Genomic DNA, 24735 nt, shown 5'->3' on the forward strand with positions numbered 1-24735 from the left:
TGGTTATTCCTCCTGCCCTTGATACCCATTTGGATGGCTGACATGCCAATTCCAAGCAGTCTCGATGATTGCTTCGACATCGGTATAGACTGGTTTCCAGCCTAAAACCTTTCGTGCTTTTTCACTCGATGCCACTAAGGTACTTGGATCACCGGCACGGCGAGGCGCCACTCTGGCTGGGATCTCTTTTTTCGTTACATTGCGAGCAGCTTCCACCATTTCTTTCACAGAGTACCCATGATTGCTGCCTAGATTGAAGACATTGCTCTCATTGCCTTTTTGTAAATATTCTAATGCCAACAGGTGAGCAGCGATCAGATCTTCAACATGGACATAATCGCGGACACAAGTACCATCTGGAGTATCGTAATCCTCCCCAAAAATCGCTACCTCTTTGCGTTGTCCTAAAGCAGCTTGCAAGATGATCGGTACTAAGTGTGTTTCTGGATCATGGTCTTCACCGATCGAAGCATCCGACTTTGCGCCAGCCACATTGAAATAACGCAATGCGACATACTTCATTCCATAAGCTTCATCGCACCAACGCATCATTTTTTCCATGATCAACTTGCTTTCGCCATATGGATTTTTAGGATTTGTTGGGGTTTCTTCCGTGATTGGACTATGGTCAGGTTCCCCATAAGTTGCTGCTGTAGAGGAAAAGACGATATGTTTCACTTGATGTTCCTTCATCACTTCTAAGAGGACCTGCATCCCATACACATTATTGTTGAAATACTTCAATGGTTTTTCCACAGATTCTCCCACCAAAGAGCTGGCAGCAAAGTGAATCACGCCATCAATCGTTTCTTTTTCAAATACCGATTGTAAAAATGCTTTGTCGCGAATATCTCCTTCATAAAAGGTTGCTGCTGGATGGATCGCTTGGCGATGTCCTGTCAGCAAATTGTCAACGACAACGACTTGTTTTCCTTGTTCGATCAATTGATCGACTGCATGAGAACCGATATAGCCGGCTCCTCCTAATACTAAAATCGCCATATTTTCAGCCTTCTTTCTTCATTCCTTCATCGTTTCTTATTCTACAGTTTTCGTGCACCATCATCAATACTTGCTTGATAAATGTCGGTTGCGTAGCCGATTTCTGCTAAATAGGCTGCTTTGACTGACGCTTCGAAATCAGCCCATTCACTTGCTTTGACCAATGCGATCCCGCAACCGCCAAAGCCCGCACCAGTCATCCGCGCACCTAGAACAGCAGGGTGCGCTTGAGCGGCTGCGACTAGTGTATCTAGTTCATGCCCTGTCACTTCATAATCATCTCGCAATGAAGCATGGGAGGCATTTAATAACTGGCCGAATTCTTCAAGATCACCAGCAGTCAAAGCAGCTTTTGCTTTCAATGTCCGTTGGTTTTCCGTCACCGCATGTTTCGCCCGTTTGATCAAGCGTGGATCATCGATCAATGCTGTATTTGCAAAAAAGGTTGCTTCGTCTAATGCGCCCAATGAATCAATGGCTAATGATTTTTGCAAACGAGCCAATGCTTCTTCACATTCTGCACGTCGTTCATTGTATTTAGAATCAGCCAATTCGCGTCGCTTATTGGTATTCATGATCGCTACGACATAATCGCCAAATGCCGCTGGTACGACTTCATAGTTTAACGTGTTCGTATCTAAAAGCAGTGCATGGTCTTTTTGACCCATTCCGATCGCAAATTGATCCATGATCCCTGAGTTAACGCCAATAAACTCATTTTCGACTTTTTTGCCAATTTTAACTAAGTCCAAGGTCGTCAGGGTTAAATCAAAGAGATCTTTTAGACAAACCCCCGTCAGCAATTCAATCGATGCCGAAGAAGAAAGACCTGCGCCATTCGGAATGTTGCCATAAAAAGCGATGTCAAAGCCTCGATCGATCACTTGCCCCGCTTCTTTTAGGAAACGAACGACTCCTTTCGGATAGTTTGTCCAATCATCTTCTTTTCGGTAATCCAGCTCATCTAACGAAAAGGAGATCACGCCTTTTCCTGGAAAGTTCTCTGAATAGAGTTGGATCAACTGGTCTTCACGTTTTCGCGCTACTGCATACGTCCCTAATGTGATCGCCGCCGGGAAAACATAACCGCCATTGTAATCCGTGTGTTCACCGATCAAGTTGATTCTCCCTGGTGCAAAATACATGCCTGTGCCTTCTGTTCCAAATTTATCAATAAATATCTGTTGCAATTGCTCCATTTCTCTCACTCCCACTTTCTTTTTAGTAAACTTATTGTAAAATATTTACTAAATTATTTCAAGCGTTTTCAATCCCAAAAGTGATTTTTTTTGATATTTTTTCCGTTTTCATTCATAATGAACCTATAACTAAAGGCGAGGTGTTTAATGATGAAACGATTTCTTTCAGGATTTTTAGTAGGAACAGTCGCAACGGTTGCTGCAGCTGCAAGTGTTGTTATGACGGTCAAGAAACAAGTGATTGATCCAATTGATGAACAACAAGCGGATCATGATGAAAAACGGAAACGTGCGATGCGTAAAAGCGTTGCCCGTTAATCATTTGCTACAAAAGAGCCGTCAGCCTTCAATAGGCTGGCGGCTCTTTTAGGTAATCATTCTTCCTTCTCCAGTAAGTCCTGCAAAATCACGGCTTGATTTTGTTCTTCATTTTTCGCTCCGTATAGTAAGGTAACGGTCTCTTGTTCAGCAACCAACGCGTTTAACTGTGCCAAGGCATCTTTAGCGGGCGCTTTCTCTAATTCTTGTAGATAGCGGTCTTTAAACGCATCAAAACGTTCAGGATCATGCCCAAACCATTTGCGCAATTCAGTACTTGGTGCGACTGCTTTGAGCCATAGATCGATCTGAGCTGTTTCCTTTTTCATCCCTCTAGGCCAGATGCGATCCACCAATACCCGATAGCCATCTATCGTTTCCGCCGCTTCATAAATTCTTTTTCGCTTGATCAACGCACACTCTCCTTATTGATAGACCTAAGTTCAAATAAAGGCAAAAGCCCACAATGTAAATTGAACAATGACTTACTTGAAACACTCCGTTTGGTGTTTCGTCACTCATTCAAATTTGCTTGTGTTCTTTTGCCTTGAGTTCTCTGTTTTATAAACTATTTTTCTTTTTCGTCTTGCCGCTCCAGCCTTCATATCCTTCTTTTAGGATATAGACATTGGTAAAGCCTTCTTTACGTAATTTATTCGCTGCGCGAATACTCAACGATTTACGCGTGTCATATAAGTAGATCGGTTGATCTTTACGAAATGCGCTGAAGGAATTGGTTAAAACAGTAAAGGGAATATTACGCGCCCCTAAAATATGTCCACTGTCAAACTCATTTTTTTCCCGAACATCGATCACTTGGGCTTTCTTCATTCCTGCTTTGAATTCATCTTCTGAGATGATCGTTGCTGAACGGCGTCCCATGATTTGAAAATACGCCCAGTTCAAAGCGATTGCTAAGATGATTAATCCCAAAACCAAGTTTAGCCACATAATTGGTGTCATTTCTTCTATTCCTCTCTATTGTAACAATCATTCTTTTTTTGATTTATGCTGCTTGAATGTATCATTGCCTAGCAGCTTGGCATCTAAGCTTTTGCTGCAAATTGCAAAGCTAATGATGCTGCCCCGATCACACCGGCATCATTCCCAAGTTCTGCCAATTTGATTTCGGTACTTTCCGTTACCTGTGGGAAGGTAAACTGAGCAAAGTAGGCAGCAACCCGTTCACGTAAAAATTCACCGGCTGCTGATACGCCTCCACCTAAAACGATACTCGATGGATTTAATGTGTTTCCTAAGTTTCCGCATGCCAACCCAAGGTAGAAGCACACTTTATCAACGACCATCAAGCCAAATGGATCGTTTGCTTGAGCCGCTTCAAAAATATCTTTACTTGAAACATCTTCCCCATTGTCCAGCTGCTGTTTCAATGCCGAATCGCCAGCATATTCTTCTGCCAACTGTCGAGCAACTCGCACAACACCCGTCGCACTAGAAACCGTTTCTAAACAACCACGTTTGCCGCAAGTACATTCAAACCCTTCAGGATCAACAGTGATATGACCGATTTCTCCAGCACAACCAGCAACCCCATGAAGCAATTGCCCTTCCATGATGATACCGCCGCCAACACCTGTACCTAGTGTGATAAAGATGACATCAGGATTGTTATCTCCTGCCCCTTTCCAGCGCTCACCTAAAGCTGCTACATTGGCATCGTTATCGATGGCAAAGGGGATTTTTGTGCCTTTTTCAATCAGTTCTTTGACTGGCTGAAGTGTTTTCCAGTTCAGATTGTAGGCACCGATAACGGTTCCTTTGTCACGATCGACACTTCCTGGTGTCCCCATACCAATACCGATAAATGCTTCTGGCTGTAAGCCATATAATTCTAGGCGATGATTGATCGATGCCACGATTTCTGGCACAATATGTGAGCCTTCATCAAGAATATTGGTGTCAATACTCCATTTTTGCTGAATCTCGCCTTCGCTCGTTAAAATAGCGAATTTCACCGTTGTTCCGCCTAAATCAATTCCGATGATTTTTTTGTCCATCACTTGTTTTCCTCCCGGCTTTCTTCAATTCGATGCTCCCGCGTAAGAATTCGCCGGGCAGTCAGATATACATCCCGATCTATCAAGCGACTGTCATAAAAGTTTTTCAGCTCGATTTGCATCAGTTCTATATCGTAGATCCGCTTGCCGACATATACGTAAACACCAAATTGTTTCAGTAATTGTTGTACGTCATATAACGTTTCCATTTAACCACTTCCTGCTTATTATACAAGTAATTAATATTTTTTAAAACCATATATCACAAAAATAGCCAATAAGAAAACAAAGAGTACGCCAGAGAGGATTCTGGTGTGGATCGAATATTTTCCATAGTTCTTTGGCAATGCCAAAAGATTCCCTAACAATAACCCACCGAGGATCCCCCCAATGTGTCCCCACATATCGATCGTTTGATCAAACACCCCAAAAACCAGGTTCAATCCAACGAATAGGGCAAATTGCCGTACCATTGCTTGGATGCGGTAATCATTTCTAAAATGCCAACCTAAAATCAAAAATGCCCCGAAAAGTCCGAATAAAGAAGTACTAGCGCCTGCTGATTGAACCCCTATTTGGTTGAAGGCAAAACTCATGGTATTGCCCATGATGCCGCTTAGCAAATACAAGGCAAAAAAACGGCTATGACCATAGATGGCTTCTACTTGCTGCCCCATATAATACAGAATCACAGAATTGATCGCAAAATGAGCCAAACCGAAATGTAGAAAGATCGGGGTAACGAAACGCCAATATTCATTTAAATAAACGACAAACGGACCAAACATCACCCCGCCTGATTGAATAGAGGGACTAAAATAACCTAAGATAAACACAATTGTTTGGATAGCTAAAAACAGATACGTGAAGACCGGCTGATTCAGCCATCTTTTCATTTGAGAATTCATTGACGTGCTCCTTTACGTGCGAATAAGAGAATCCGTATAGATTTTATCGATTGGGATGTCGAATACATCTGGTGTCCATTGATCGTTGAATTGCTCTCCGAAGACCAAAGAAACGGTCTTGCCATCGAAAGCTGACAAGAAACGATCATAATAGCCACCGCCAAAGCCGATGCGATAGCCGTTTTTAGAAAACGCCAAACCGGGAACAATCAGCAAATCCAAGTGATGGGCTTCTTGCTCACTGATCGGCTCTTCAACTCCAAATGCCGACGCTTCATAACGTGTTGTCGGCTCCACATGATAAAACTGCAATTTTTTCTGTTGTGCTTTCGGCACTGCGATTCGTTTGTTTTGTTCAAATCCTTTAGCAAAAATAGCCGCTGTATCAAATTCAAATGGCAACGAACGGATCACACCTACTGACTCAGCTGTTTGCCAAATTTGAGAAGAAAACAGCAACTGCAAAATCAGCGTTTCTTTCTGCTGCTTTTGTTTGATTGGCATTTGTTTTAATGTTTGGATCATGTGCTCTCTAATGACTGGTTTTTCCATTGGATCACTCCTCTCAGAAATAGTACCAAAAACTGTGTCCAAATAGCAAACTAGAATCGCAGTTTTCTTGACAAGATCATGACTAGTTGCTCATCCTTCTTTACGTCGGATCAGCAAAAAGACAAAGTACGGTGCCCCTACGATAGAAATGATGATACCAGCTGGGATCTCGCCGCTTGTCAATAGCAAACGACCGATCGTATCACTGACTAAGACTAGCAGACTGCCGATCATTCCCGCTAAGAAAAAGGCACTGCGAGATTCTCTGCCGATGAGTCCCTTAGCGATATGAGGCGCCAATAAGCCCACAAAGGCTAAATTACCAGTATAGCCAACCGTACTGGCAGCTAAACCAACCGCGATCACTAAAAACCACGTCCGCAAACGGGTCAAAGAAACCCCTAAGCTAATTGCCTGCTCCTCGCCAAAGCCAAGTAAGTTAAGCCTTGGTACGGTCCAGAAAGCTGCGGCAGACAATACGATGACCCAAGGAAGCAGACTGGTGATTTGCTGCCAAGAAGTTCCCCAAATCGAACCAGAAAGCCACGCTGTTACAAAGCGATAGCGGTCTTTTGATAATTCCACCGTAAAGAGTAAGGTAGCCGCCGCCAGCCCTGCATTGACGGCGATTCCCGCCAGCAGTACTCGCTCCATCGATAACAATTGGCGGTGCTTATAGGCAATCAAATAGACCAGTACAGCAGCTAATAAACCACCGATGATCCCAACGACAGGCAAAAGCTGCGATCCTTGGGTATAAAAACCCAAGTAGATCATCACAAAGAGCCCTGCCCCATTGTTGATTCCTACGATACTTGCATCAGCCAACTCATTTCTCGTCACTCCTTGCAAGACAAACCCAGAAAAACCAAAGGCACCACCAGCGATCAGCGCTAGACAAGCCCGTGGTAGTCGAAACTCAGTAAAAGTCAGTACTTGACTCGAAGATGCCGTTCCTTGAAAGATTGCCCCTAATGCCTGAAAGGATAAAATTGTTTTTCCCACCATGACACTTCCTAAAAAAGCGACCATCAGCAGTAGGAAAAAAACAGAGAGTGTTTTTTTCATCAGCCTTCCCTCCGTATCTTGATCAATAGAAAAGGCACACCAATCAATGCCATCAGTATCCCAAAGGGTGTCTCAAAGGGCGGATTGATCAGGCGGCCAGCCAGATCAGCGGCCATCACCAGTGTTCCTCCTCCAAGAATCGTCAAAGGCAAAATCAGTTGATAGTTTTTGCCCACCATTCCCCGCACGACATGAGGAACCATTAAGCCGACAAAACTGACCGGTCCAACAAGCGAAACCGCCATTCCCGCCAAAACTACGACTAACAGTAAGGCAGATGCCCGAATCAGATGCGGGTGCTTGCCTAATGAAATGACGGTGTCATCTCCTAGCGCTAACAGATTCAACGCTTTTCCTAGACGTAGCACAAAAGCGATGGCAATCAGATAGATGGGGCCCACAAAACGCAGTTGCTGCCAAGTCACATTTGCGGCACCACCGATAAACCAAAAGGCTAGCTCTTGATTTAAATCAAATTGCAGTGACAGGGTCTGACTGATGGCTGAGAAAAAAGAACTTAGTGCCACACCAGCCAAAATCAAACCTGTAGGTGACATACCCAATTTGGCATAGCGAGTCAATAAAAAAAGCAGCGCAGTTGCCACAAAGGCACCCAAAAACGAAAATAGCGCCGCTTGACTCGGTTGAATACTAGGAAATAGGATAAATGCGATCGCTAATCCCATCGCAGCCCCACTGTTGACACCTAAAAGACCGCCATCTGCCAGAGCGTTTTTCGTAATTCCCTGCATGATAGCTCCCGTAACAGCAAAACAACTTCCTACTAGAAAAGCAGCCAACACACGGGGCAATCGAATATTGCGCAAGACTTGATGCAGCTGATTCTCATAATCAAAAGCAAAGATAGCATGCCAGATCGTTTCAAAGGAAAGGTCTGCAGCGCCTTGGGTGATCGCCAAAAAGAAACAGATAATAAAGCAGCCGCTAAAAAGCAGCAGCAACCAAGAAAACTTTTTCATGCTTGGGCTCCTAACTCATAGGTCAAGACCAATGGCTTTGTGCTATTAGGAAAGGTTCCTAACATGGCGTCGATCTCAAACAAACGCTGCAGCCACTCTTTGGTCAGCACTGTTTCTGGTGTACCAGAGACCAACAGTTCTCCACCTTTTAATGCATAAATATAATCAGAAAAACGTGAGGCATGATTCAGGTCATGAATCGACATAATGATCGTTTTTCCGTAGGTTTTATTGATTTGCTGTAATAAGAGCAAAATTTCTAATTGATGTGCTGGATCTAAAAAGGTCGTTGGTTCATCTAAAATCACGATATCCGTATCTTGCGCAAGTGCCATGGCGATCCAAACGCGCTGTTTTTGTCCCCCTGACAGCGTGCTGATCGTTTCATCTGCTAGTGCTGTCAAACCCGTTGCCTGCAAGGACCAGTCGATCGCCGCAAGATCTTGTTCCGATAAACTATTTAGTCCTTTTTGATAGGGAAAACGACCATAAGAAACAATTTCGCGAATCGTCAAGCCAATCGATGAATCGCTAACTTGTGAGAGCAGCGCAATCTTTTTCGCTACTTCTTTGGTTTTGATGTTTTGCAGGTTTTGTGCATCTAAGAGGACCTCACCAGACAATGGCTGTAAAATTCGGGCAAGTGCCTTTAAAAACGTCGATTTCCCACTGCCGTTCGGACCAATCAAGCCGATGATTTTCCCTTCTGGCATCTCAATTGTTAGATTTTGCACAATTTTTTGTTTTTGATAGCCGACACTCAAGTCAACTGTTCGTAATTTCGCCATATTCGTCCCCAAAATAAATGATTGATAATGCTTATCAATTATGAATGTAATCCTACTATTCGTCAATAGTTCTAAAAAAAGGAAATAAAAAAATAAGATTGACAAAGGAGCGTTTCTTCGTGATAATAGCTATCAGCAAATGAGAACTATTCTCAATTAAAATAATAAGTGCTCAACATGTAACAAAGGAGGAAGTGTTTCTATGAAACAATGGTCAAAAAGAAGTACTTGGCTTACCCTGCTAGCTGCCTGCTCCCTTACCCTACTGGGTGCTTGCAGCACGAATAATGACTCAACGGATAGCAGTGGATCAGCCACTACTTCTTCAGAAATAGCAACAACCTTTACCGATGCTATGGGAAATGAAGTCACTGTTCCCGAAAACCCACAGCGGGTGATTGGTAGTTATTTGGAAGATTATTTGGTCGCTTTAGAGGTAACACCGGTTGCTCAATGGACCGTCGGCAATGACAGTGATCAAGCATACTTGCAAGACAAACTGGCGGAGGTTCCAAGGATCAACTACGATCTGCCCTTTGAAGATGTCTTGAGCTTTGAGCCAGACCTGCTACTGATGGATAGCAATTCCATGGTGGAAGGTGACAAATATGATCAATACAGTAAAATCGCGCCGACCTATGTGGTCACAAATGGCGAGGACGTGACTTGGCGGGAACGTCTGACAGATATTGCAAAGGTGTTACACAAAGAAGAGCAAGCTGCCCAAGTAGAAGCTGATTATGATGACTTAGTCGCTGCTACCAAGGAAACGTACGCTGATCAAATCCAAGGCAAGTCGATCGCTGTTTTATGGGTGGTCAATAACTCTGTCTTCATGGTTTCAGAAACAAAATCAAGCGGTCAGCTGCTGTATCACGAACTCGGTTTTAAAGTTCCCTCACTGGTTTCGGAAATCAGTGAAAGTGCCACTGCTGATTGGTCTGCCGTTTCTCTGGAAAAATTAGCAGAATTGGATGCCGATTACTTGATTTTAGTAAATAGTGATAAAGGCGCTGATTTTTTCAGTGAACAAGTCTGGCAAAATCTTGATGCAGTCAAAAACAATCATTTATGGGAATTCGGCCCTGAATCAAGCTGGCTCTACAACGGTCCGATCGCCTATACCAAAATGATCGAAGATATCCAGAGCAAATTGGACTAATGCGTTTCAAGAAATTCGTCAAGTAAAACTACTTAACAAATTTCAGGAAAAAGCTAGCATTCCCTCACGAAACATGCTATTATATTTTAGTCTGAGAGATTTCTTAGAGGATTCTTGTATCGTTAGGGGGGAAAATCATGCGCGTAAACATCACATTAGAGTGCACTTCTTGTAAAGAACGCAACTACTTATCAAACAAAAACAAACGTAACAATCCTGATCGTTTGGAAAAGAAAAAATATTGCCCACGCGAAAGAAAAGTTACTTTACACCGCGAAACAAAATAATGCTATTTAAGAAGTTCGCAAACGCTGATAACCAAGGCGTTTGCGAACTTCTTTTTTGAATCAATACAATTTGACCCACATATCGACCCACAACGAACGGACTTTTCTTCTACTCTACCCTAATGTATTCTAACAGCTAATTATGTTGATGATTAATTTATAAACTTGTTCGCTTTACAAAGAGAACAAACGTTCTTATTATTTGGGTAAGGAGGAGTGATAATCATGGCAATGATAAAACCTTATGTAGACCGAAAAAAGCTCAAATGGGTAGGATTTTTTTTATCCGAGCATACTGCAGATATTGCACGCATTGAAAAAGAACTTAAATACACCTGTCCTGCTAAGCCAGAAATGACAGAAAAAGAAATAAATGAATTCTTGCAAATTGCATTCACAAAAAGTAAGAAGCTCGCTATACAGCTCAACTATACTGTCGATGATATGTTTCAGCCGGATGTGGTAGGCATACTAAAAGGCTATGATGATATAGGCATATACTTAGACGATACTCTTGTGCACTATGACGAGATCCACAACGTAGCGTTTTACGTTGAGCAGAAGTGGTTTGAGGTATGAATCTTATTACTCAATATGAGCAAGCCTATGTTGATCGAAATACTTTCTTGATTGAATTCCCAGACTCTATCTCAGAATCTCAAGAATCAATTTTCGGGGAAGATTGTGTACGCTTCTACGTCAATCTTGTTTTAGGTAAGCATAATTTTCTCTACTATATAACACCTTACAACTCAAATTAAAGTAGTCATTTTTGGGCTACTTTTTCCGTTATTTTGAATAAAAAACATTGACATTTATATATATCCGATATATAATAAAAGTATAGAAAGGAGTTGAAATTATTGAGGAAACAACGAAGGGAAAAAGAAAAGCTTGAAAAGCAAGAGCAACTAACAATCAAAATTGGCTTAGTACTAGCGATACTAGCCATAATTGAAAAGTTACTCGAACTGCTAATCAAGCTTCTCAACGACTAGGGATAGGGCGAAAGCCCTCCCTTCCCTTTGATTATATCATAATGAAAGGAATGAATCTAATGTCGAAGAATATGAAAAGAAGGAAAATTCTAAATTCCGCCTTGGTGATACTTGTGCTTTTAATCGCCATCTCTATCGTAATGAAACTTATTCAACTTTTTTAGGAAGGAGTGCGAGTGTTGATTGGAAAGAAAACTTCTGATGCCCAACTTAAAGCATCGAGAAAATGGCAAGAAAAAAACAAGGAACAAATGAAGCATGTCCGCAATCGATCTGGAGCTAAGGGTTACATCAAAAACGCATCTCTTGAGGAATTGGCAGAATTAGAACAATTGATCGCAGAACGCAAAAAAGTCCTCCTACTCGAATCTGAGTAAGAGGTTTTTCTTTTCTGTTAACTCCAATAGTAATTTAAACAATTAACTTTCCGACGTATATTATGTTCCTTAAAAAGAAAAAAACACCCATAAAGGGTGCCAACAGATTAGAGGTGCCTAGCACTGACTATGAATAGCTCATCCTCCGTTTATCAAGTAATAACTTGTACCATAAGAATACCATCAATTCAACGATCAGTCAATATTTAGAGTAAAATATCTCGGATGTTTCCTGCAAGTCGGTTCAATAGAGCATTCTTCGTATATATCCTTAGCATCTAAACAAGAGTGTTGATATCGACAGTATTTTGTATTTGCAAAGAAGTCAGCCAATTGCATAGGTTTATATTTCTTTGACTCCAAGAATGAAACGCTTATATTAGCATCAGTAGTCGTAAATGACTTCAACAAATATTTTCCATTTCCCGAAAAGTAATTCTTAATATATTTTTCTAAATTATCTCGGTTAGCTACTTGTGTTTGTGATTGATTATCTATGTATACATTCAAATGTTCAAGTTTTTTACCAGATTCAGCAATTTCAGATATTACATCTTCAATCAATCTTCTTAGAATATAGTTTTTATGCAGTTGAACTGACTCTTTATTTGAGAAATCAATTGTTACAAAAGGAATATATGTTGCAACAAAAATGGGATGTACTTCTCCATAATGATTTCTTAAAATTTTTCTAAGTATTCTTCGTTTATGTTTGTTAGACATACTATCCGTTTTGATTTCGCCTTTTGTTCTGTAGATGTGTTTCATGTTTCTTGAATATGTTCCTGCTATATTGTTCGTTTTATTCGTTTCACACCAAAATCCACCATATACAAAGTAATCAGATTTGTAATTCGTATGTAGTTGACCTGAATCATCAATATATATTGAAACATCTAACCCTTCCATGAGCAAACCTCCAATTTTAGCACTTCCAAATTTAATTATACACGATGCCTAAAGGCTTGTTAACGCTTTGCTTCGATGAATTCTAGTTTGTACCAAATTTATCTGCGTATATGTTATCAGAGGAGTGATAATATGTACAAAAACCAAAACGGTTATGTGAAAAAATCAAGAAACAAAGTGTTACTCAAACACAAGTTTTTTAGTCTGTCAGTTAAGGTCAAAAATCCTGATTCATTACGTGCGCAAGAAATGCTAAAATACTATCATAATATTTATATCGAAGTACTAAATGAGACAAAAAAATCCCCCTACTCACACGAGTAACGTTTTCAGGTAAATCCCCACTATTTACTGCCTGAAGCACTAAATCTTTGCCAAGTGTCTCAAAAGGGGCTCCTTGTGCTTCCAGCCATCCTTTAAGTTGTTTCAAGCTGTTAAGATTATCTAGATCTGTTATCCGTTTCAATTCGTCCATATTTTCAGCAGTTAAATCTTCCATAATCTCAACTGCTGCTACGGCAAGCTCACAATCAATTTCAGTCCCTCGATCATTGATATTCTGGTCAAGGGCATATAACTCCCATTCACTCTCCTTTACAGGAAATTGATTCAGTTTATCAGCTATCGCCATTTCTACAACAACGTCTTGGACACAATAATCGATAAATGTTTGCCATTTTTCAGGATCATGCTCCGGAAGGTTTCTCGTCCGCATCCCATTCGCCTTAGTCGGTTTGCAAGGTTTCGAGAAATAATTAATTAATTGTGTTCCACGAGTATCTTTTTTCTGCTTAATATTTAAATATTTTGCACACTGTCCCAGCGAAGCTGGTAGTCCTAACTCATTTGCATGCACCATTGTGCAACGCCATTGCTTGGGATCCAAATAATACGGAATTCCTAAATGTTTCGACAAGCAAATCCGTTCGAACTGCGCGTTAAAGGCAATCTTGAGCACAGTTTTATCTGTCAAAGCCTGTAATACGTGTCTGGGAATTTCACTAATCGTTAAATCCTCACATTCGACATCGCTGTCATCTATTGAGTATGCAAATAACAAAACCTCAAAGTTTGGACTCTCCGCAAACCTGTATACGCCTACTTTTGTCAGATCTTCATCTGAGTATGTTTCAATATCAATATTCAGAGTTTTGATAACGCTTCACCGCTTTCTTTGGTATAATTAATTCAAACACTTTAAAGGAGGAGTACCATGCCGACCCACACTGTGACAAGAAACGAAAATATAACTAATTTTGATACCTCGTTAAAGTCATTAGAACATTTAAGTACATCTATTGAGGAAGGTCATACATTTATAGCTCGTCAACTCGCGACTACAATAAGATCTCTCGTCCATGATACTAGTCACTCGACAAGTCTTCTAACCCAACTTGGTGTTAAAAATAAATACTATTGGGCTTTAACACTTAAACAGAATCCAAGTTCCCCAGTTTATCCAACAGCTAATTTGTTCGGTTTGATTGTGCCAAAGGTAGATCAAGCTTCAAAATTAGTAAAGATGAAACCTATCTTAGATCAAGCCACCAATTTACAAAAATATGAATGGACTACTTTTGATATCTGGTGGAATTCGCCTGTTATCTCACTTGATAATAAAACCTACTCGAGAAAAAATTTTGTTACTTTTGTTGCCAATAAACTAGGAGGAGCCCACTTTGATAAAGAACTAGATGAGTTCCTCCATACACTCTCCACAAATGATTACTATGATGCGGAAGTAAATTATTCTGATGGATCCAAAGATTATTTTTCTACAGATGAAGTGCTCTCGGCCTTAATGTTGCAAATCGCATTTGAATTAATAAGAACCATGAAATACCTTAGAAAGACATACCTTTCGTAAAGGGGGCTGAAAAGCCCCCTATTCACTTTTATGCAAACATGTCATCATCGTTACTATCGTCTTCGTCATCCCAATCAAGATCACCAAAGTCTGATTCTGCATTTGCACGCCCACCAAGGAAGTCTCCTTTACACGTCGTCAAAATGTTATTTAGACCTGCTGTCACTCCTTTATTCCCTGCCGTGCTATAGGCATAGAAATTGATTGAAGCAATAGCATATACTCCGGAATAGACATCATCAGCGCTATCTGTTTTTACAAGTATGCCATCTTCACGCTTGACTACTTGTGGCTTAGTTTTGGAAGAAACATTTATAAACATCGCATTTTCAAGCTCCGGACGTTCTTCGATATCCATTTCTTCGTCACCATCACGTAGAGTTGTCTTTAAACGATCAAACTTAATTCCTTTCAGCTTGTCTGTCTTTGCAGCTTCATATGGTGATGCGATCAAAGGTTGATACATTCCGCCCACTTGAGCAGCCGCGGATGAGTACCAATATGCCTGCCAGACAATTTTTGAACAATACGTAGGATCCTTTTCAAAGATCTTCATATTGATTCCGTAACTATAGTTTTTGAATTCATAGTTATTCTTAGCCCATCGAGCCGCATCTGTTGGTCGGTATTGTGAGGTCGGATGATACAACTTAGTCCACCTATTTGTTCCGCTGTAGCGTCTCATCCATTCAAAAATCCCAATTACTTCCGGTTTATATCCCGGACCTTGGATAGATAAAATCCCGCCATTACCTAATGTACCTAAAAAAATTCCTCCATGGCCAGTCAATCCTCCTAGAGAGGTTCCGTTCGTAATTAAAATATCACCCGCCTGTGGGTTTCCAGCGACACTTCGGAATTCTGGTGCAACCGTATCTGTCGGTGGAGACGTGGTAGCTAATTGGACATATATCTCAAACGTTACTTCTTCGTCGAAAATTCCTAATTCTCGGTACTGTTCATATTGATCTCGTAACGTCTCTAAATCAAAATTTTTGATGATCGCTGTTGGTTCTGTCTTAACTCGTTTTCCTCAAACTTATCTAGGTCTTCTCCGGTCAAGGCATATTTACTCAAAAAGTCTTTCATCTCATCTGCGATTACTTTTTCACCATTAAATACTACGACAGTAAGAATTCCGATAAAGCCCAAAATCCAAATGATTTTTTTCATAATCATTCCTCTTCTAAAAATATTTGGTCAGTACTATGGTAATAGCCTCTTTCTACATATCCACGAATCCAATTCTTTTTTGTAACCGAATAATCATAGCTATACGTCACAGGACTATTTCTTATGGTAAATCTAATATCTACACCTCCCCGCACACTTTTTATATCTTTAATTACCTGAATAATATGGATTTCGTCTGGCTTTAAGCCATGTTCATTTTCAAGTAATCGATATAATTCTTTTTCAGCAACATATTTTTTATACGGAATCTGGTATGCATAAGTCACACAAGATCCCATAACCAAAATGGCCAATAAAAATAACAGTATTTTTTTCATAAATATCACCTCTATTCATAATGTGCCAATTTAATTTATTTATACAATAACTATCGCATATCTCCCTCAAAAACAATAGCAACATATTGTTTACATCCTAGTAGCACCTATAGTGTAAACTGTAAGTTGCCCCTTCATCATGTAAAAAAAACGCAAAAAAGCCCTATCCAATTAAGGGTAGGGCTTTTTAGATATGATTTTATCAATATTGACAGTAGTTGTGTCATTTCTACATCATCTACATAGATTCGACACTTTATCAATAAAAAATAATCAAATTTTCTTACGCATTTTCAAAGTACTTCTAGCAAAGAAAAATAAACCTAATAAACTGCCTGATGCAAATAATTAAAAAAATTCAATTGCCATTTTATATCAAAAAACACTAGAAGCAATTCTATAAAGATTGAAATAAGAAAGAAAAATAAACCAAAGTACATAGGACTAAAACAAGAGTCTATGTAACCAGCTGCGTCTAATTCTTGAATATCTTCTCTGGCAGAAAACTCAACCATATTACCAAGCGTACTATACAAGAACCCTGTAAAAATTGTATTAACTGTCAATAAGTTATAAATAGAATCTTTACCTAACAAAACTTCTTCCACTGGATAGTTTCTCTCATAAGTAAAGTAAACCACGTTGCAATAGCGATAAAAGCACAACTCAAAAATCAAAGACATCTTATTTTTATAGCCCCCGCTTTGAATTGCATTCATTTTATTCACTCCTATACGAGGTTAAAACCTACATACTCTAAAATTTCAGATCTATTTTACTGGTATTTGATCCAAATCTGTTCTTCAATGTTTTTTTCGAATTCTTCCACTACAATTAGCTGTTGCTATAAACTTTGTCTAGTAATATACTACTTCTAAGATTTTAATAAATGATAATAAAAAACTTCATTTCAATGAGGAGGAGCTTAATGGAAAGTTTATCAATCAAAGATATTCAAGATTACCTGTCAAATAAATACAATGATAAAGGAACACCTGAAAGTTTATTCATGAAACTCGTCGAAGAAATTGGAGAAGTAGCTGAGGCCCTCAATCAAGCAAATGGAAGAAAAAACGGAGTGGATACATCTCTTGAGAAAGAGCTTGCTGATGTTTTTACATTACACAATTGCTATTGCTAGTGTTGCTAACATTGATTTAACCTCCGTAATATTAGAAAAAGATAAAGAAGCTTCGAAAAGATATGGTAACCAGATTAATTTGAAGGAATTTTTGTCGGCCAAATAAAGCGACCACACCCTATACGGAGTGACTCCCAGAGGAGAAGCGAGATGGAAAATTTCAGTATGGATACAATTGATATAACCAGCTGCCCTTTCAATATACTTTGAGTATCATCCGACCCTTTCATGCTATACTGCCTATAGGAGGTGAACCCATGCTTGGCAATTTTACGTATCTACCTAGTAACTATCGTCTGTTTTATGGCGCTTTTCTTTTTGCTCTTATTGGAAATATGCTTTTCATTTTCATCAAACACCCTGCTTGGACCTTTAGCCTACCGACGGTGATTGTCCTCTTATTAATAAATGTCTTCTTTTGGACAAAATACACGAAGAAACTTATTCCTTGCGCAACAGATGCACTGTTTTATGTTCTGCTCTTCCTCTTGGTATTTCACAATCACTAACATAATGCTTCTTTTGATACTGATTGTTTCTCTTTCCCCTATTTCGTCATAACAAAGGAGTGTTGATGCGATGGAGATTTCCCATATCACGTTGATCGTACAGAATTTAGCAAAGACAACAACGATGCTGGAAACATTGTTTGATGCAGAGGAAGTTTATGATAGTCAAGATCAGGCCCATTCTTACTTCCCAGAAAAATTTTTTTTGATCGATGGCTTATGGCTTGCCGTTATGGAGGATGCCTCCCAGAAGCTGCCAAAAACGTATAACCATATTGCCTTTAAAATCGATCAAGCTCAAATCGATTCCTTGATTACGCGCATCCAAGGACTAGGATTGAAGATCGAAAAAGATCGTTCCCGCAGCAAAGGCGAAGGTGCTTCTATTTATTTTTATGACGATGACAACCATTTATTTGAATTGCATACTGGTACGTTGGCTGAACGATTGCACCATTACCGTCTGACAGAAACGAGGTGATCTTCATTGCTAGCAACTGCATTGACTGTTATGTAAAGAACGCCCACATGAAAGGAAGAAAACAATGAAACTAGATATGGTCGGTATTATCACAAAAAACATGGAACAGGCACTGGCTTTTTATCAAGTACTTGGCTTCACGCCATTAGGTCAGCACTCAGAAGATTATATGGAATTAGCAAACGACGGGGTTCGCATCTCCTTGAATAGCCGCCAGATGGTTGCTGGGATCTACGGACATGCACCAATGACTGTGGGTGATACGATTGAACTAGCCTTTTTATGTGATTCTCCTGAAGAAGTTGATACCCTTCATGCAAAAGTCGTTGCTGCCGGGTATCAGTCTTTCAAAGAACCTTGGTCTGCCTTTTGGGGGCAACGCTATGCCATTGTCAAAGATATAGACGGCAATCTCTTAAGTTTGTTTGCAACCCTACCTGCCGAAAATTGATTTAAGCTACGACAGTCGGTCCAATGGAGCGGCTGTTTTTTTATCCGTTTTTCGGGTAAAAAGACAAAACCCCGTATGTATGTCCAATCGAATTCTGATAATCTGAAATGAATGTATTCCTTATAAACCAACATTTCCCATCATTATAAAACAAAAATAACTTCTCTATAAAAAAACAAATCTCCCTCATTCGCTCCTGTTCGCTTGACAAAAAAGAACAAACGTTCGTATAATTTCGGTAAGGAGTGATAAAAATGGGTGGTTTTAATTATGCGCTCGAGCCAAAACGCGATATCTTATTTATCGATGTCAAAAGTTTTTATGCTTCTGTCGAATGCATCTCTCGTGGATTAGATCCTATCCAAGCGATGCTGGTCGTCATGTCACATTCTGACAATACTGGTAACGGCTTAGTCTTAGCAGCTTCCCCCAAGGCAAAATCGGTATTGGGGATTTCAAATGTGACTCGCAATGACAACCTGCCGACACATCCCGATTTGTACAAAGCATCGCCGCGTATGAGTTTTTATATCAAAGAAAACACCAAAGTCAATAATGTCTTTCGCAAATATGTTGGACAAGACGACTTGCTGCTCTATTCGATCGACGAAACGATGATGGATCTGACCCGTACACTGGATCTTTTCATTCCCGATAAAACGATCTCTCGCGAAGAAAAACGTTGGTTGATTGCCCAGCAAATTCAAAAAGACATTTACGAAACAACGAAATTGTATGTCACCATCGGCATTGGCGATAATCCATTGTTAGCAAAACTAGCTTTAGATAACGAATCCAAACACAATCGTTCCTTGATCGCTGAATGGACCTATGACGATGTACCGACAAAAGTTTGGCAGATCGCCCCTATGACAGAGTTTTGGGGGATCGGTCGGCGCACAGAAAAACGACTGCACTTGATGGGGATTGAAACGATCGAGCAATTGGCTCACGCCAGTCCTGATCTTTTACGCAGTCGCATGGGGATCATTGGCGAGCAGCTCTATCATCACGCCCATGGCATTGATCGCACGATTTTATCTGAACCGACACCACAAGTGATGGAAAAAAGCTACGGCAATAGCCAAGTCCTACATCGCAATTATTATTTACAAGAAGAAATCGAGATCGTCATCAAGGAAATGGCGGAACAAGTTACCGCTCGGATTCGCCGTCATCATTGTCAGACCGCTTGTATCAATGTTTACATCGGCGTAGCCTTTGGTGAAACTGCCTCTGGTTTTTCCCGACAAATGAAGATCCCGCCAACTGACAATACCCGCAAACTTGTGGCTCATTGCCTGTTTCTCTTTCGAAAATTTTATACGGGGCAAGTCGTTCGCCACATTGGTATTACCTATTCAAAATTGGTTTATACAGAAAATGTCCAGCTGGATCTTTTTGAGCAAGCAGAAGCGCAGTTGCGCCAGCGTAAATTAGATTTGATCATCGATAAGATTCGTGAGAAATATGGCTTCACTTCGATCGTTCATGCCACAAGCCGAATGAAAGGCGCTCGCGCCATTGCTCGCAGCAAATTAGTCGGCGGACATGCCGGTGGTCTAGATGGGATCGCTAATATAGGACCCGTCCATCCGCAAAAGGAAAAAGAACCGTTTGCTGATGGTTCGAAAAATACTGGCACTTGATTCGTTTTTCTTTCCTTTTTGCTGACAAATCTTAAGATAACATTAACAAACGGTCCATTTTTTAAAGATTTATGTAATTTCGATTCGCCCACCTCCCCCTTTGTTCTTTTCTAAGGTACTTTAATAGCAAGGAGTGTGAGCAGATGAAAATTGACAAAATCGAATACAAACGAGTCATCAACGGTGCGGGACACCTTGAGTACGATTTGCTGCAATATTTAGAAAAGAATCGGGCGACTGCTGCACAAAACCTGAAACAGTCTGAGATCGATTACCTTTTAGAAAAAGATATTCAGCATCGTATCATCCAACATGCGCGTAAGAGTTTCTTTGGCGATACGATCGTTTTAAAAGATGAATATGCCGAAGATTATCTTTTATTAAAAAAGTATACGGATATGTTCCAAGAATCATTCTAAAAAAAACGCAGAACCAACTGGTTCTGCGTTTTTCTTATTCTTCGAAATGTTCTTTATAAACATCATCGACTGTCTGGTTCGGGTCGATCACGATATAAAGGCTCTTCGTTTTCTCACTGATTTTTGTTGATTGGTATACGTTATCCAATCCTTCCGTATCTTTGTCCTTATATGGGAAATACACAAGATCCGGTGTACCGTTACGGTAAAGAATTTCCATCCGTTCGATATCTTCATATTTCAACGCACGGGCAAACATCCCTAATTCAAGCCCACCTAAGTTGATGTCATGCGTTGCCACATGATCGCCTTCTTGGAAGATTTCAATTTTGAACCCAGCACATGGATGAATCTCAACAAATTCGCTTCCGTGGATGCGGCCAAAACTGGTCGTGATTTGTTTGATCCACAAGTCACCGATGTAACGGCGCTCAATCGTCCATGTTTCTCCATTACGGAAATAAAATTTTAAAGCTTTCATTTCTCTAGCCATGACAAAACGCTCCTTTTTATTAGTAATACACTTTAATTCTAACACATAGTCGCCATCGGGACACAAATTAACTTTGTTTTTCGTTGACTTTTTTCATGAACCGAGAGATTTCCACTGCTGCTCGTTGATGCGTCCCATTGGCAATGATCTGTTGTTTCGCGTCTATTACCTGATAATGAAATTGGAGCCCCTGTTCTTTTTCCCACTGCACAAGAACTGTGATTGTCGCTCCAACTGGTGAAGGCTTCAAATGATTGATCGAAAACTTTGTACCGACGGTAGTAAACCCTTTATCTAAAGTAGGCTCAAGGGCTTCCCAACAGGTGTTTTCCACCATTGCTACCAATCGTGGGGTTGCTAAAACATCTAATCCCCCAGAACCCAAAACAGCCGCAGTGTCTTGCTGTCCCACGATAAATTCTTTTTTGCTTTCCATTTTTCAGTTATCCCTCCTTTGCTAAATACGCTTGGACAAACGCTAATAGTGCTTCTTTTTCATTAGGGATTTTTCGTGTGATGACTGCAGCTTCGGCAGCGGTCAAGACTTCTTTGAGCCACGGACCAGAAGAACGATCGATCGTTTGTAGTAAATCACGTCCATTGATCGCCAACTCCTTCAGTGAATGGATCGGCAGCTGCTGATAGCGCTGACTGATTTTTGCTGGATCGTTGGGCTGATTGTCATAACGCAATAATCCTTCGGCTAAACAGGTTGCTTCTAGACCGAACTGATACAACACTAGGTCATTCCATTCGCCGTTTCGACGCGCGAGCAGTGCTTGATAAGCCGTGTGTACTTGGCGGATGCAGTCATTGGAACATTTCCAAGCTTTTAAAAAGCTGCGGACTGCCTCTGGCGCTAAACCCATTTGGTCAATGAGCAAAACCCAGGCCGCCGTTTCGTTTTCTAATGGGATCGCTGGCAGGTCTGCCATCCGCAGTAACGCCTCACCGTATTCCCGCAAGCCTGGGCAATAGATATAGCATTCGGTTTCTACTAGCGCCCGTAGTGCTTGGTTCCGATGATTGCCTAACAGCAATTTCACGAATTCAATCATGATCCGTTCAACAGAGATTTTTCCCAACAAGGCATGATTCGCATGGATAGCAGCCAATGTTTCTGTTTCTAAAACAAAGCCCAATTGACTGACAAAACGCAGCCCCCGCATCATTCGTAGGGCGTCCTCATGGAAACGTTCCTGGGGGTGACCCACTGCTCGTAAGATTTGATTATCGATATCTGCCAGACCATCGAAAAGATCAATGATGACACCATCTTCTTGAAGTGCCAACGCATTGATGGTAAAGTCCCGCCGTTTTAGATCTTCTTTCAGGGAACGGACAAAATCCACTTTGTCGGGTCTGCGGTAATCTTGATAGGCTGCTTCCGTTCGAAACGTAGTGATCTCATACTGCGCCTGCTCCCACAAAACCAACACCGTCCCATGCTCGATGCCAATGTCAATGGTTCGAGGAAAAAGCGCCTTGATTTCGGCTGGAAATGCACTGGTAGCAATATCGACATCATGAATCGGCTGGCCTAAGATCGTGTCTCGCACGCTGCCGCCGACAAAGTATGCTTCATAGCCTGCGGCTTCGATTTTTTTTAAAAGCGGTGCAGCTTCTGCAAATTCTTTTGGTAGTTTAGTCAGTTTCATTTACTTTCCCATCTTTTCTTTCAAAACGATACGCATCCCGCTGATTGAATTTTGCCATATTTTCCTCAAACACTTCAGTCAGGTCGATGTCTAGTGAATTGGCCATGATCATCGTCACAAAGAGTACATCACCGAGTTCTTCTGCCACTGTTTTTTCAACTTCATCGCTTTTTTTATTTTTTTCCCCGTAATAGTGATTCACTTCTCGCGCCAATTCGCCGACTTCTTCGGTCAAACGAGCCATTTGGGCGAGGGGGCTGAAATAGCCAGTTTTGAATTGCTGAATATACGCATCGACTTCTTCTTGCATCGATGCCAAAGAACGTTTTTCTGTCATTTTCTCCACCCTTTCTCGTTTATCTTACCAAAAGAATGGCTGCCTGCCTAGATAGAGCCCCCTTCAGGATTTGTTGTGCATTCAATGATTTCGTGCTACATTGATACTTGTGGAAGTTGAATAACGGAGGAAACAGGATGCGGGCATTTTTTTCATGGCGAACGATTCGCGATATTGTTTTGATTATTTTTGGTACAAGTATCTATGGCTTCGGTCTAGTCTATCTAAATATCCCAAATGACTTAGCAGAAGGCGGTGTGACGGGGATCACCTTGATCCTGCGAGCCTTATGGGGAATCAATCCTGCCATCAGTACACTGATCTTAAATATTCCGATCATTTTGATCGGTGGCAAAATTCTTGGTCGACGCTCATTAGTGTATACGATTTTAGGAACTTTTGGTTTGTCTTTTTGGTTGGCATTTTGGCAGAGTGTTCCCCTGTTGATCGATCTGCAGCACGATCTGCTGATCGTTGCGCTCTTGGCTGGTTTGATTGCAGGGATCGGTAGTGGGATCGTCTACAAGGTCGGGGGAACGACTGGCGGAGTCGATGTATTGGCACGTATTTTAGAGAAAAACTTTGGGGTGACGATCGGTCGTTCGCTTTTGATCTTTGATGTGTTCGTCCTGTTGCTTTCTTTGACTTATATAGATTTGAACCGCATGATGTATACCTTGATTTTTTCTTATGTCTTCACGCGCGTGATCGATTCGATCCTAGATGGCGGCTATTCAGCCAAAGGGATCTTAGTGATCAGCAATCACAGCGAAGAGATGGCTCCTGTTTTAATGGATGAATTAGAACGAGGCGTCACGTTTTTACAGGGCGAAGGGGCTTACTCAAGAGTGTCGAAACAAATCATTTATATGGTGGTCAGCGGGCGGGAGATTTCTGAAGTCAAGCGCATCGTTCATGACTTTGATCCGCAAGCGTTTGTTTCTGTCATTAATGTCCATGAAGTCGAAGGTGAAGGCTTTACCTACTTAAGACCTAAGTCGCGGTTCTTACAGCGCAAAACCGCTGTTCCTAAAACAAAATAGAGACTGAAAAAAGCAGCCCCGGTTAAAGGGCTGCTTTTTGCTTGTTACCGGCTTTCTTCTTTTTGCTGGAGCAAGTGTCGATTTACTTCATCGGAAAGTTCTAAGAAGGCATCACGATCCCCATTTTCCAAGGCTAGATCGATTTGCCGATACAAGGTATCGATTTTGGTTTTTGTTTCTTCTTTTTCAAGATACTGAGTAACATGTTGGGTCATTTCTTGATCCAAGTGGTCGTTCCAACGTTCATAAGGATTGTCTTCTAAAACTGCTAAATAAAAGGATTGCGACCAAGAATCTGGGAAGAGACATTCAAGATACAAGGGTTGTTTCCAATTCATGCGAATCTCATGAAAAATCTGATCAATGTCATAAAAGGTCTGCCCTTCGATGCTCAAGACAAACGGTTCGCCCCCAATTTCTGTACTGCGTACACTCAAGCCCCGTTTGGCTGCGGCTGCCCCTTCTACAAAATGAACATTGGTCAAGATCGCTTCATGGTTCGCCAGATAGTTTAACACCCAAGAGACTTCTCGGCGGCTGAAGGAAACGGTCGAAACTAACCAATTAAGAAACTTTTTCTTTTCTTGTACATTGATGTTCATTTCTCTCA

At 40.9% G+C, this 24735-nt stretch carries 34 protein-coding genes and 1 pseudogene; 13 read left to right on the forward strand and 22 right to left on the reverse strand.

Features of this window, described 5'->3' with window-relative positions; translation table 11 throughout:
- Positions 1–3: 3 nt before the first annotated feature.
- Complete coding sequence (gene galE, locus IGI82_RS12125; RefSeq protein WP_005229400.1) at positions 4–1002, reverse strand: UDP-glucose 4-epimerase GalE; 999 nt, start codon at positions 1000–1002, stop codon at positions 4–6.
- Between the two features lie 41 nt (positions 1003–1043).
- Positions 1044–2201, reverse strand: coding sequence for a galactokinase (locus IGI82_RS12130; protein WP_438842284.1), 1158 nt, complete (start codon positions 2199–2201; stop codon positions 1044–1046).
- Between the two features lie 150 nt (positions 2202–2351).
- On the opposite strand from IGI82_RS12130, the gene IGI82_RS12135 reads away from it, so the two are divergent.
- Positions 2352–2519 carry a DUF3042 family protein gene (locus tag IGI82_RS12135; RefSeq protein ID WP_017144401.1) on the forward strand — a complete coding sequence of 56 codons (168 nt, stop codon included), beginning with the start codon at positions 2352–2354 and terminating at the stop codon, positions 2517–2519.
- A 56-nt stretch (positions 2520–2575) separates the two neighbouring features.
- Here the strand turns inward: IGI82_RS12135 and IGI82_RS12140 are convergent, their stop codons facing one another.
- The 9 genes from IGI82_RS12140 to IGI82_RS12180 form a co-directional block, all read right to left on the reverse strand.
- Entirely contained in the window at positions 2576–2932 is a 357-nt protein-coding gene (locus tag IGI82_RS12140) for a DUF488 domain-containing protein (RefSeq protein ID WP_375819383.1), read from the reverse strand.
- Positions 2933–3080: 148 nt separating this feature from the next.
- Entirely contained in the window at positions 3081–3482 is a 402-nt protein-coding gene (locus IGI82_RS12145) for a rhodanese-like domain-containing protein (RefSeq protein WP_005229396.1), read from the reverse strand.
- Positions 3483–3565: 83 nt separating this feature from the next.
- The gene (locus tag IGI82_RS12150) at positions 3566–4537 is read right to left on the reverse strand and encodes an ROK family glucokinase (RefSeq protein WP_005229395.1); all 972 of its coding nucleotides are present in this window, start codon (positions 4535–4537) and stop codon (positions 3566–3568) included.
- A complete protein-coding gene (locus IGI82_RS12155; protein ID WP_005229394.1) occupies positions 4537–4746 on the reverse strand; it encodes a YqgQ family protein in 210 nt (69 codons plus the stop codon). Before IGI82_RS12155 ends, IGI82_RS12150 begins: the two co-directional genes overlap by 1 nt.
- 30 nt (positions 4747–4776) lie before the next feature.
- Positions 4777–5445, reverse strand: a complete 669-nt coding sequence (locus tag IGI82_RS12160) for a rhomboid family intramembrane serine protease (protein ID WP_005229393.1) — start codon at positions 5443–5445, stop codon at positions 4777–4779.
- 12 nt (positions 5446–5457) lie between these two features.
- Positions 5458–5997, reverse strand: a complete 540-nt coding sequence (locus IGI82_RS12165; protein WP_010749307.1) for a 5-formyltetrahydrofolate cyclo-ligase — start codon at positions 5995–5997, stop codon at positions 5458–5460.
- A 90-nt stretch (positions 5998–6087) separates the two neighbouring features.
- Complete coding sequence (locus IGI82_RS12170) at positions 6088–7065, reverse strand: FecCD family ABC transporter permease (RefSeq protein ID WP_087627760.1); 978 nt, start codon at positions 7063–7065, stop codon at positions 6088–6090.
- The gene (locus tag IGI82_RS12175; protein WP_074933082.1) at positions 7065–8045 is read right to left on the reverse strand and encodes a FecCD family ABC transporter permease; all 981 of its coding nucleotides are present in this window, start codon (positions 8043–8045) and stop codon (positions 7065–7067) included. Before IGI82_RS12175 ends, IGI82_RS12170 begins: the two co-directional genes overlap by 1 nt.
- On the reverse strand, positions 8042–8833 hold the full coding sequence (locus IGI82_RS12180) for an ABC transporter ATP-binding protein (RefSeq protein WP_015510060.1): 792 nt from the start codon (positions 8831–8833) through the stop codon (positions 8042–8044). The genes IGI82_RS12175 and IGI82_RS12180 overlap by 4 nt, the downstream gene beginning before the upstream one ends.
- A 202-nt stretch (positions 8834–9035) precedes the next feature.
- Between IGI82_RS12180 and IGI82_RS12185 the strand changes: the two genes are divergently transcribed.
- The 4 genes from IGI82_RS12185 (at position 9036) to IGI82_RS12200 (ending at position 11657) form a co-directional block, all read left to right on the forward strand.
- Positions 9036–9995 carry an ABC transporter substrate-binding protein gene (locus IGI82_RS12185; RefSeq protein ID WP_087627762.1) on the forward strand — a complete coding sequence of 320 codons (960 nt, stop codon included), beginning with the start codon at positions 9036–9038 and terminating at the stop codon, positions 9993–9995.
- A 137-nt stretch (positions 9996–10132) separates the two neighbouring features.
- Positions 10133–10282: a 50S ribosomal protein L33 gene (gene rpmG / locus IGI82_RS12190; protein WP_005229384.1), complete on the forward strand. Its 150-nt coding sequence runs from the start codon at positions 10133–10135 to the stop codon at positions 10280–10282.
- Between the two features lie 225 nt (positions 10283–10507).
- Entirely contained in the window at positions 10508–10861 is a 354-nt protein-coding gene (locus tag IGI82_RS12195; RefSeq protein WP_438842285.1) for a hypothetical protein, read from the forward strand.
- 595 nt (positions 10862–11456) lie between these two features.
- Complete coding sequence (locus IGI82_RS12200; RefSeq protein ID WP_144809633.1) at positions 11457–11657, forward strand: hypothetical protein; 201 nt, start codon at positions 11457–11459, stop codon at positions 11655–11657.
- A gap of 195 nt (positions 11658–11852) precedes the next feature.
- On the opposite strand, the gene IGI82_RS12205 is transcribed toward IGI82_RS12200, so the two are convergent.
- Positions 11853–12566, reverse strand: a complete 714-nt coding sequence (locus tag IGI82_RS12205; protein WP_438842286.1) for a DUF3800 domain-containing protein — start codon at positions 12564–12566, stop codon at positions 11853–11855.
- A gap of 217 nt (positions 12567–12783) precedes the next feature.
- Positions 12784–13722: a ribonuclease H-like domain-containing protein gene (locus IGI82_RS12210; protein ID WP_438842609.1), complete on the reverse strand. Its 939-nt coding sequence runs from the start codon at positions 13720–13722 to the stop codon at positions 12784–12786.
- Positions 13723–13779: 57 nt separating this feature from the next.
- Between IGI82_RS12210 and IGI82_RS12215 the strand changes: the two genes are divergently transcribed.
- The gene (locus IGI82_RS12215; protein ID WP_144809628.1) at positions 13780–14433 is read left to right on the forward strand and encodes a hypothetical protein; all 654 of its coding nucleotides are present in this window, start codon (positions 13780–13782) and stop codon (positions 14431–14433) included.
- 28 nt (positions 14434–14461) lie between these two features.
- Here IGI82_RS12215 and IGI82_RS12220 read toward each other — a convergent pair whose 3' ends face one another.
- The 4 genes from IGI82_RS12220 to IGI82_RS12235 form a co-directional block, all read right to left on the reverse strand.
- Positions 14462–15223 carry an ssDNA-binding protein gene (locus IGI82_RS12220; RefSeq protein ID WP_438842287.1) on the reverse strand — a complete coding sequence of 254 codons (762 nt, stop codon included), beginning with the start codon at positions 15221–15223 and terminating at the stop codon, positions 14462–14464.
- A gap of 191 nt (positions 15224–15414) precedes the next feature.
- Complete coding sequence (locus IGI82_RS12225) at positions 15415–15606, reverse strand: hypothetical protein (RefSeq protein WP_144809626.1); 192 nt, start codon at positions 15604–15606, stop codon at positions 15415–15417.
- 2 nt (positions 15607–15608) lie between these two features.
- Positions 15609–15944 carry a DUF3139 domain-containing protein gene (locus IGI82_RS12230; RefSeq protein ID WP_144809624.1) on the reverse strand — a complete coding sequence of 112 codons (336 nt, stop codon included), beginning with the start codon at positions 15942–15944 and terminating at the stop codon, positions 15609–15611.
- A gap of 323 nt (positions 15945–16267) precedes the next feature.
- The gene (locus IGI82_RS12235; RefSeq protein ID WP_438842288.1) at positions 16268–16663 is read right to left on the reverse strand and encodes a hypothetical protein; all 396 of its coding nucleotides are present in this window, start codon (positions 16661–16663) and stop codon (positions 16268–16270) included.
- Positions 16664–16872: 209 nt separating this feature from the next.
- Here IGI82_RS12235 and IGI82_RS12240 point away from each other — a divergent pair.
- From IGI82_RS12240 to IGI82_RS12265, 6 genes and pseudogenes are all read left to right on the forward strand, one after another.
- Positions 16873–17191, forward strand: a pseudogene (locus tag IGI82_RS12240) (MazG nucleotide pyrophosphohydrolase domain-containing protein).
- Positions 17192–17342: 151 nt separating this feature from the next.
- Positions 17343–17594, forward strand: a complete 252-nt coding sequence (locus tag IGI82_RS12245; protein WP_428220757.1) for a hypothetical protein — start codon at positions 17343–17345, stop codon at positions 17592–17594.
- Between the two features lie 70 nt (positions 17595–17664).
- Positions 17665–18075, forward strand: a complete 411-nt coding sequence (gene fosX, locus IGI82_RS12250) for a FosX/FosE/FosI family fosfomycin resistance hydrolase (protein ID WP_144809619.1) — start codon at positions 17665–17667, stop codon at positions 18073–18075.
- 64 nt (positions 18076–18139) lie between these two features.
- Entirely contained in the window at positions 18140–18526 is a 387-nt protein-coding gene (locus IGI82_RS12255; protein ID WP_438842289.1) for a VOC family protein, read from the forward strand.
- A gap of 254 nt (positions 18527–18780) precedes the next feature.
- Entirely contained in the window at positions 18781–20175 is a 1395-nt protein-coding gene (locus IGI82_RS12260; protein WP_438842290.1) for a Y-family DNA polymerase, read from the forward strand.
- 143 nt (positions 20176–20318) lie between these two features.
- Entirely contained in the window at positions 20319–20594 is a 276-nt protein-coding gene (locus tag IGI82_RS12265) for a hypothetical protein (protein ID WP_005229370.1), read from the forward strand.
- 34 nt (positions 20595–20628) lie between these two features.
- On the opposite strand, the gene IGI82_RS12270 is transcribed toward IGI82_RS12265, so the two are convergent.
- From IGI82_RS12270 to IGI82_RS12285, 4 genes are all read right to left on the reverse strand, one after another.
- Complete coding sequence (locus IGI82_RS12270; RefSeq protein ID WP_005229368.1) at positions 20629–21087, reverse strand: hypothetical protein; 459 nt, start codon at positions 21085–21087, stop codon at positions 20629–20631.
- 67 nt (positions 21088–21154) lie between these two features.
- Complete coding sequence (locus IGI82_RS12275; protein WP_005229366.1) at positions 21155–21523, reverse strand: thioesterase family protein; 369 nt, start codon at positions 21521–21523, stop codon at positions 21155–21157.
- 7 nt (positions 21524–21530) lie between these two features.
- Entirely contained in the window at positions 21531–22745 is a 1215-nt protein-coding gene (locus tag IGI82_RS12280; RefSeq protein ID WP_005229364.1) for a CCA tRNA nucleotidyltransferase, read from the reverse strand.
- On the reverse strand, positions 22732–23082 hold the full coding sequence (locus IGI82_RS12285; protein ID WP_005231912.1) for a nucleotide pyrophosphohydrolase: 351 nt from the start codon (positions 23080–23082) through the stop codon (positions 22732–22734). The genes IGI82_RS12280 and IGI82_RS12285 overlap by 14 nt, the downstream gene beginning before the upstream one ends.
- 137 nt (positions 23083–23219) lie before the next feature.
- On the opposite strand from IGI82_RS12285, the gene IGI82_RS12290 reads away from it, so the two are divergent.
- On the forward strand, positions 23220–24125 hold the full coding sequence (locus tag IGI82_RS12290) for a YitT family protein (protein ID WP_128432492.1): 906 nt from the start codon (positions 23220–23222) through the stop codon (positions 24123–24125).
- Positions 24126–24169: 44 nt separating this feature from the next.
- Here the strand turns inward: IGI82_RS12290 and IGI82_RS12295 are convergent, their stop codons facing one another.
- Positions 24170–24727 (reverse strand): YpiB family protein, encoded by a 558-nt coding sequence (locus IGI82_RS12295; RefSeq protein ID WP_005229358.1) that lies wholly within the window; start codon positions 24725–24727, stop codon positions 24170–24172.
- Between the last annotated feature and the right edge of the window lie 8 nt (positions 24728–24735).

The sequence above is a fragment of the Enterococcus sp. AZ067 genome, from assembly GCF_051715005.1.
GTDB classification, from domain to species: domain Bacteria; phylum Bacillota; class Bacilli; order Lactobacillales; family Enterococcaceae; genus Enterococcus_D; species Enterococcus_D casseliflavus.

Bases quoted from the DNA above. Each gene is read 5' to 3' on its own strand.
- IGI82_RS12235 (WP_438842288.1), bottom strand. From the start codon at position 16,663: ATGAATGCAATTCAAAGCGGGGGCTATAAAAATAAGATGTCTTTGATT.
- IGI82_RS12225 (WP_144809626.1), bottom strand. From the start codon at position 15,606: ATGAAAAAAATCATTTGGATTTTGGGCTTTATCGGAATTCTTACTGTC.
- IGI82_RS12275 (WP_005229366.1), bottom strand. From the start codon at position 21,523: ATGGAAAGCAAAAAAGAATTTATCGTGGGACAGCAAGACACTGCGGCT.
- IGI82_RS12265 (WP_005229370.1), top strand. From the start codon at position 20,319: ATGAAAATTGACAAAATCGAATACAAACGAGTCATCAACGGTGCGGGA.
- IGI82_RS12290 (WP_128432492.1), top strand. From the start codon at position 23,220: ATGCGGGCATTTTTTTCATGGCGAACGATTCGCGATATTGTTTTGATT.
- IGI82_RS12135 (WP_017144401.1), top strand. From the start codon at position 2,352: ATGAAACGATTTCTTTCAGGATTTTTAGTAGGAACAGTCGCAACGGTT.
- IGI82_RS12255 (WP_438842289.1), top strand. From the start codon at position 18,140: ATGAAACTAGATATGGTCGGTATTATCACAAAAAACATGGAACAGGCA.
- IGI82_RS12285 (WP_005231912.1), bottom strand. From the start codon at position 23,082: ATGACAGAAAAACGTTCTTTGGCATCGATGCAAGAAGAAGTCGATGCG.
- fosX (WP_144809619.1), top strand. From the start codon at position 17,665: ATGGAGATTTCCCATATCACGTTGATCGTACAGAATTTAGCAAAGACA.
- IGI82_RS12280 (WP_005229364.1), bottom strand. From the start codon at position 22,745: ATGAAACTGACTAAACTACCAAAAGAATTTGCAGAAGCTGCACCGCTT.
- IGI82_RS12215 (WP_144809628.1), top strand. From the start codon at position 13,780: ATGCCGACCCACACTGTGACAAGAAACGAAAATATAACTAATTTTGAT.
- IGI82_RS12150 (WP_005229395.1), bottom strand. From the start codon at position 4,537: ATGGACAAAAAAATCATCGGAATTGATTTAGGCGGAACAACGGTGAAA.
- IGI82_RS12230 (WP_144809624.1), bottom strand. From the start codon at position 15,944: ATGAAAAAAATACTGTTATTTTTATTGGCCATTTTGGTTATGGGATCT.
- IGI82_RS12145 (WP_005229396.1), bottom strand. From the start codon at position 3,482: ATGACACCAATTATGTGGCTAAACTTGGTTTTGGGATTAATCATCTTA.
- rpmG (WP_005229384.1), top strand. From the start codon at position 10,133: ATGCGCGTAAACATCACATTAGAGTGCACTTCTTGTAAAGAACGCAAC.
- galE (WP_005229400.1), bottom strand. From the start codon at position 1,002: ATGGCGATTTTAGTATTAGGAGGAGCCGGCTATATCGGTTCTCATGCA.
- IGI82_RS12180 (WP_015510060.1), bottom strand. From the start codon at position 8,833: ATGGCGAAATTACGAACAGTTGACTTGAGTGTCGGCTATCAAAAACAA.
- IGI82_RS12130 (WP_438842284.1), bottom strand. From the start codon at position 2,201: ATGGAGCAATTGCAACAGATATTTATTGATAAATTTGGAACAGAAGGC.
- IGI82_RS12205 (WP_438842286.1), bottom strand. From the start codon at position 12,566: ATGGAAGGGTTAGATGTTTCAATATATATTGATGATTCAGGTCAACTA.
- IGI82_RS12170 (WP_087627760.1), bottom strand. From the start codon at position 7,065: ATGAAAAAAACACTCTCTGTTTTTTTCCTACTGCTGATGGTCGCTTTT.
- IGI82_RS12175 (WP_074933082.1), bottom strand. From the start codon at position 8,045: ATGAAAAAGTTTTCTTGGTTGCTGCTGCTTTTTAGCGGCTGCTTTATT.
- IGI82_RS12295 (WP_005229358.1), bottom strand. From the start codon at position 24,727: ATGAACATCAATGTACAAGAAAAGAAAAAGTTTCTTAATTGGTTAGTT.
- IGI82_RS12260 (WP_438842290.1), top strand. From the start codon at position 18,781: ATGGGTGGTTTTAATTATGCGCTCGAGCCAAAACGCGATATCTTATTT.
- IGI82_RS12165 (WP_010749307.1), bottom strand. From the start codon at position 5,997: ATGGAAAAACCAGTCATTAGAGAGCACATGATCCAAACATTAAAACAA.
- IGI82_RS12195 (WP_438842285.1), top strand. From the start codon at position 10,508: ATGGCAATGATAAAACCTTATGTAGACCGAAAAAAGCTCAAATGGGTA.
- IGI82_RS12155 (WP_005229394.1), bottom strand. From the start codon at position 4,746: ATGGAAACGTTATATGACGTACAACAATTACTGAAACAATTTGGTGTT.
- IGI82_RS12160 (WP_005229393.1), bottom strand. From the start codon at position 5,445: ATGAATTCTCAAATGAAAAGATGGCTGAATCAGCCGGTCTTCACGTAT.
- IGI82_RS12185 (WP_087627762.1), top strand. From the start codon at position 9,036: ATGAAACAATGGTCAAAAAGAAGTACTTGGCTTACCCTGCTAGCTGCC.
- IGI82_RS12245 (WP_428220757.1), top strand. From the start codon at position 17,343: ATGCTTGGCAATTTTACGTATCTACCTAGTAACTATCGTCTGTTTTAT.
- IGI82_RS12270 (WP_005229368.1), bottom strand. From the start codon at position 21,087: ATGGCTAGAGAAATGAAAGCTTTAAAATTTTATTTCCGTAATGGAGAA.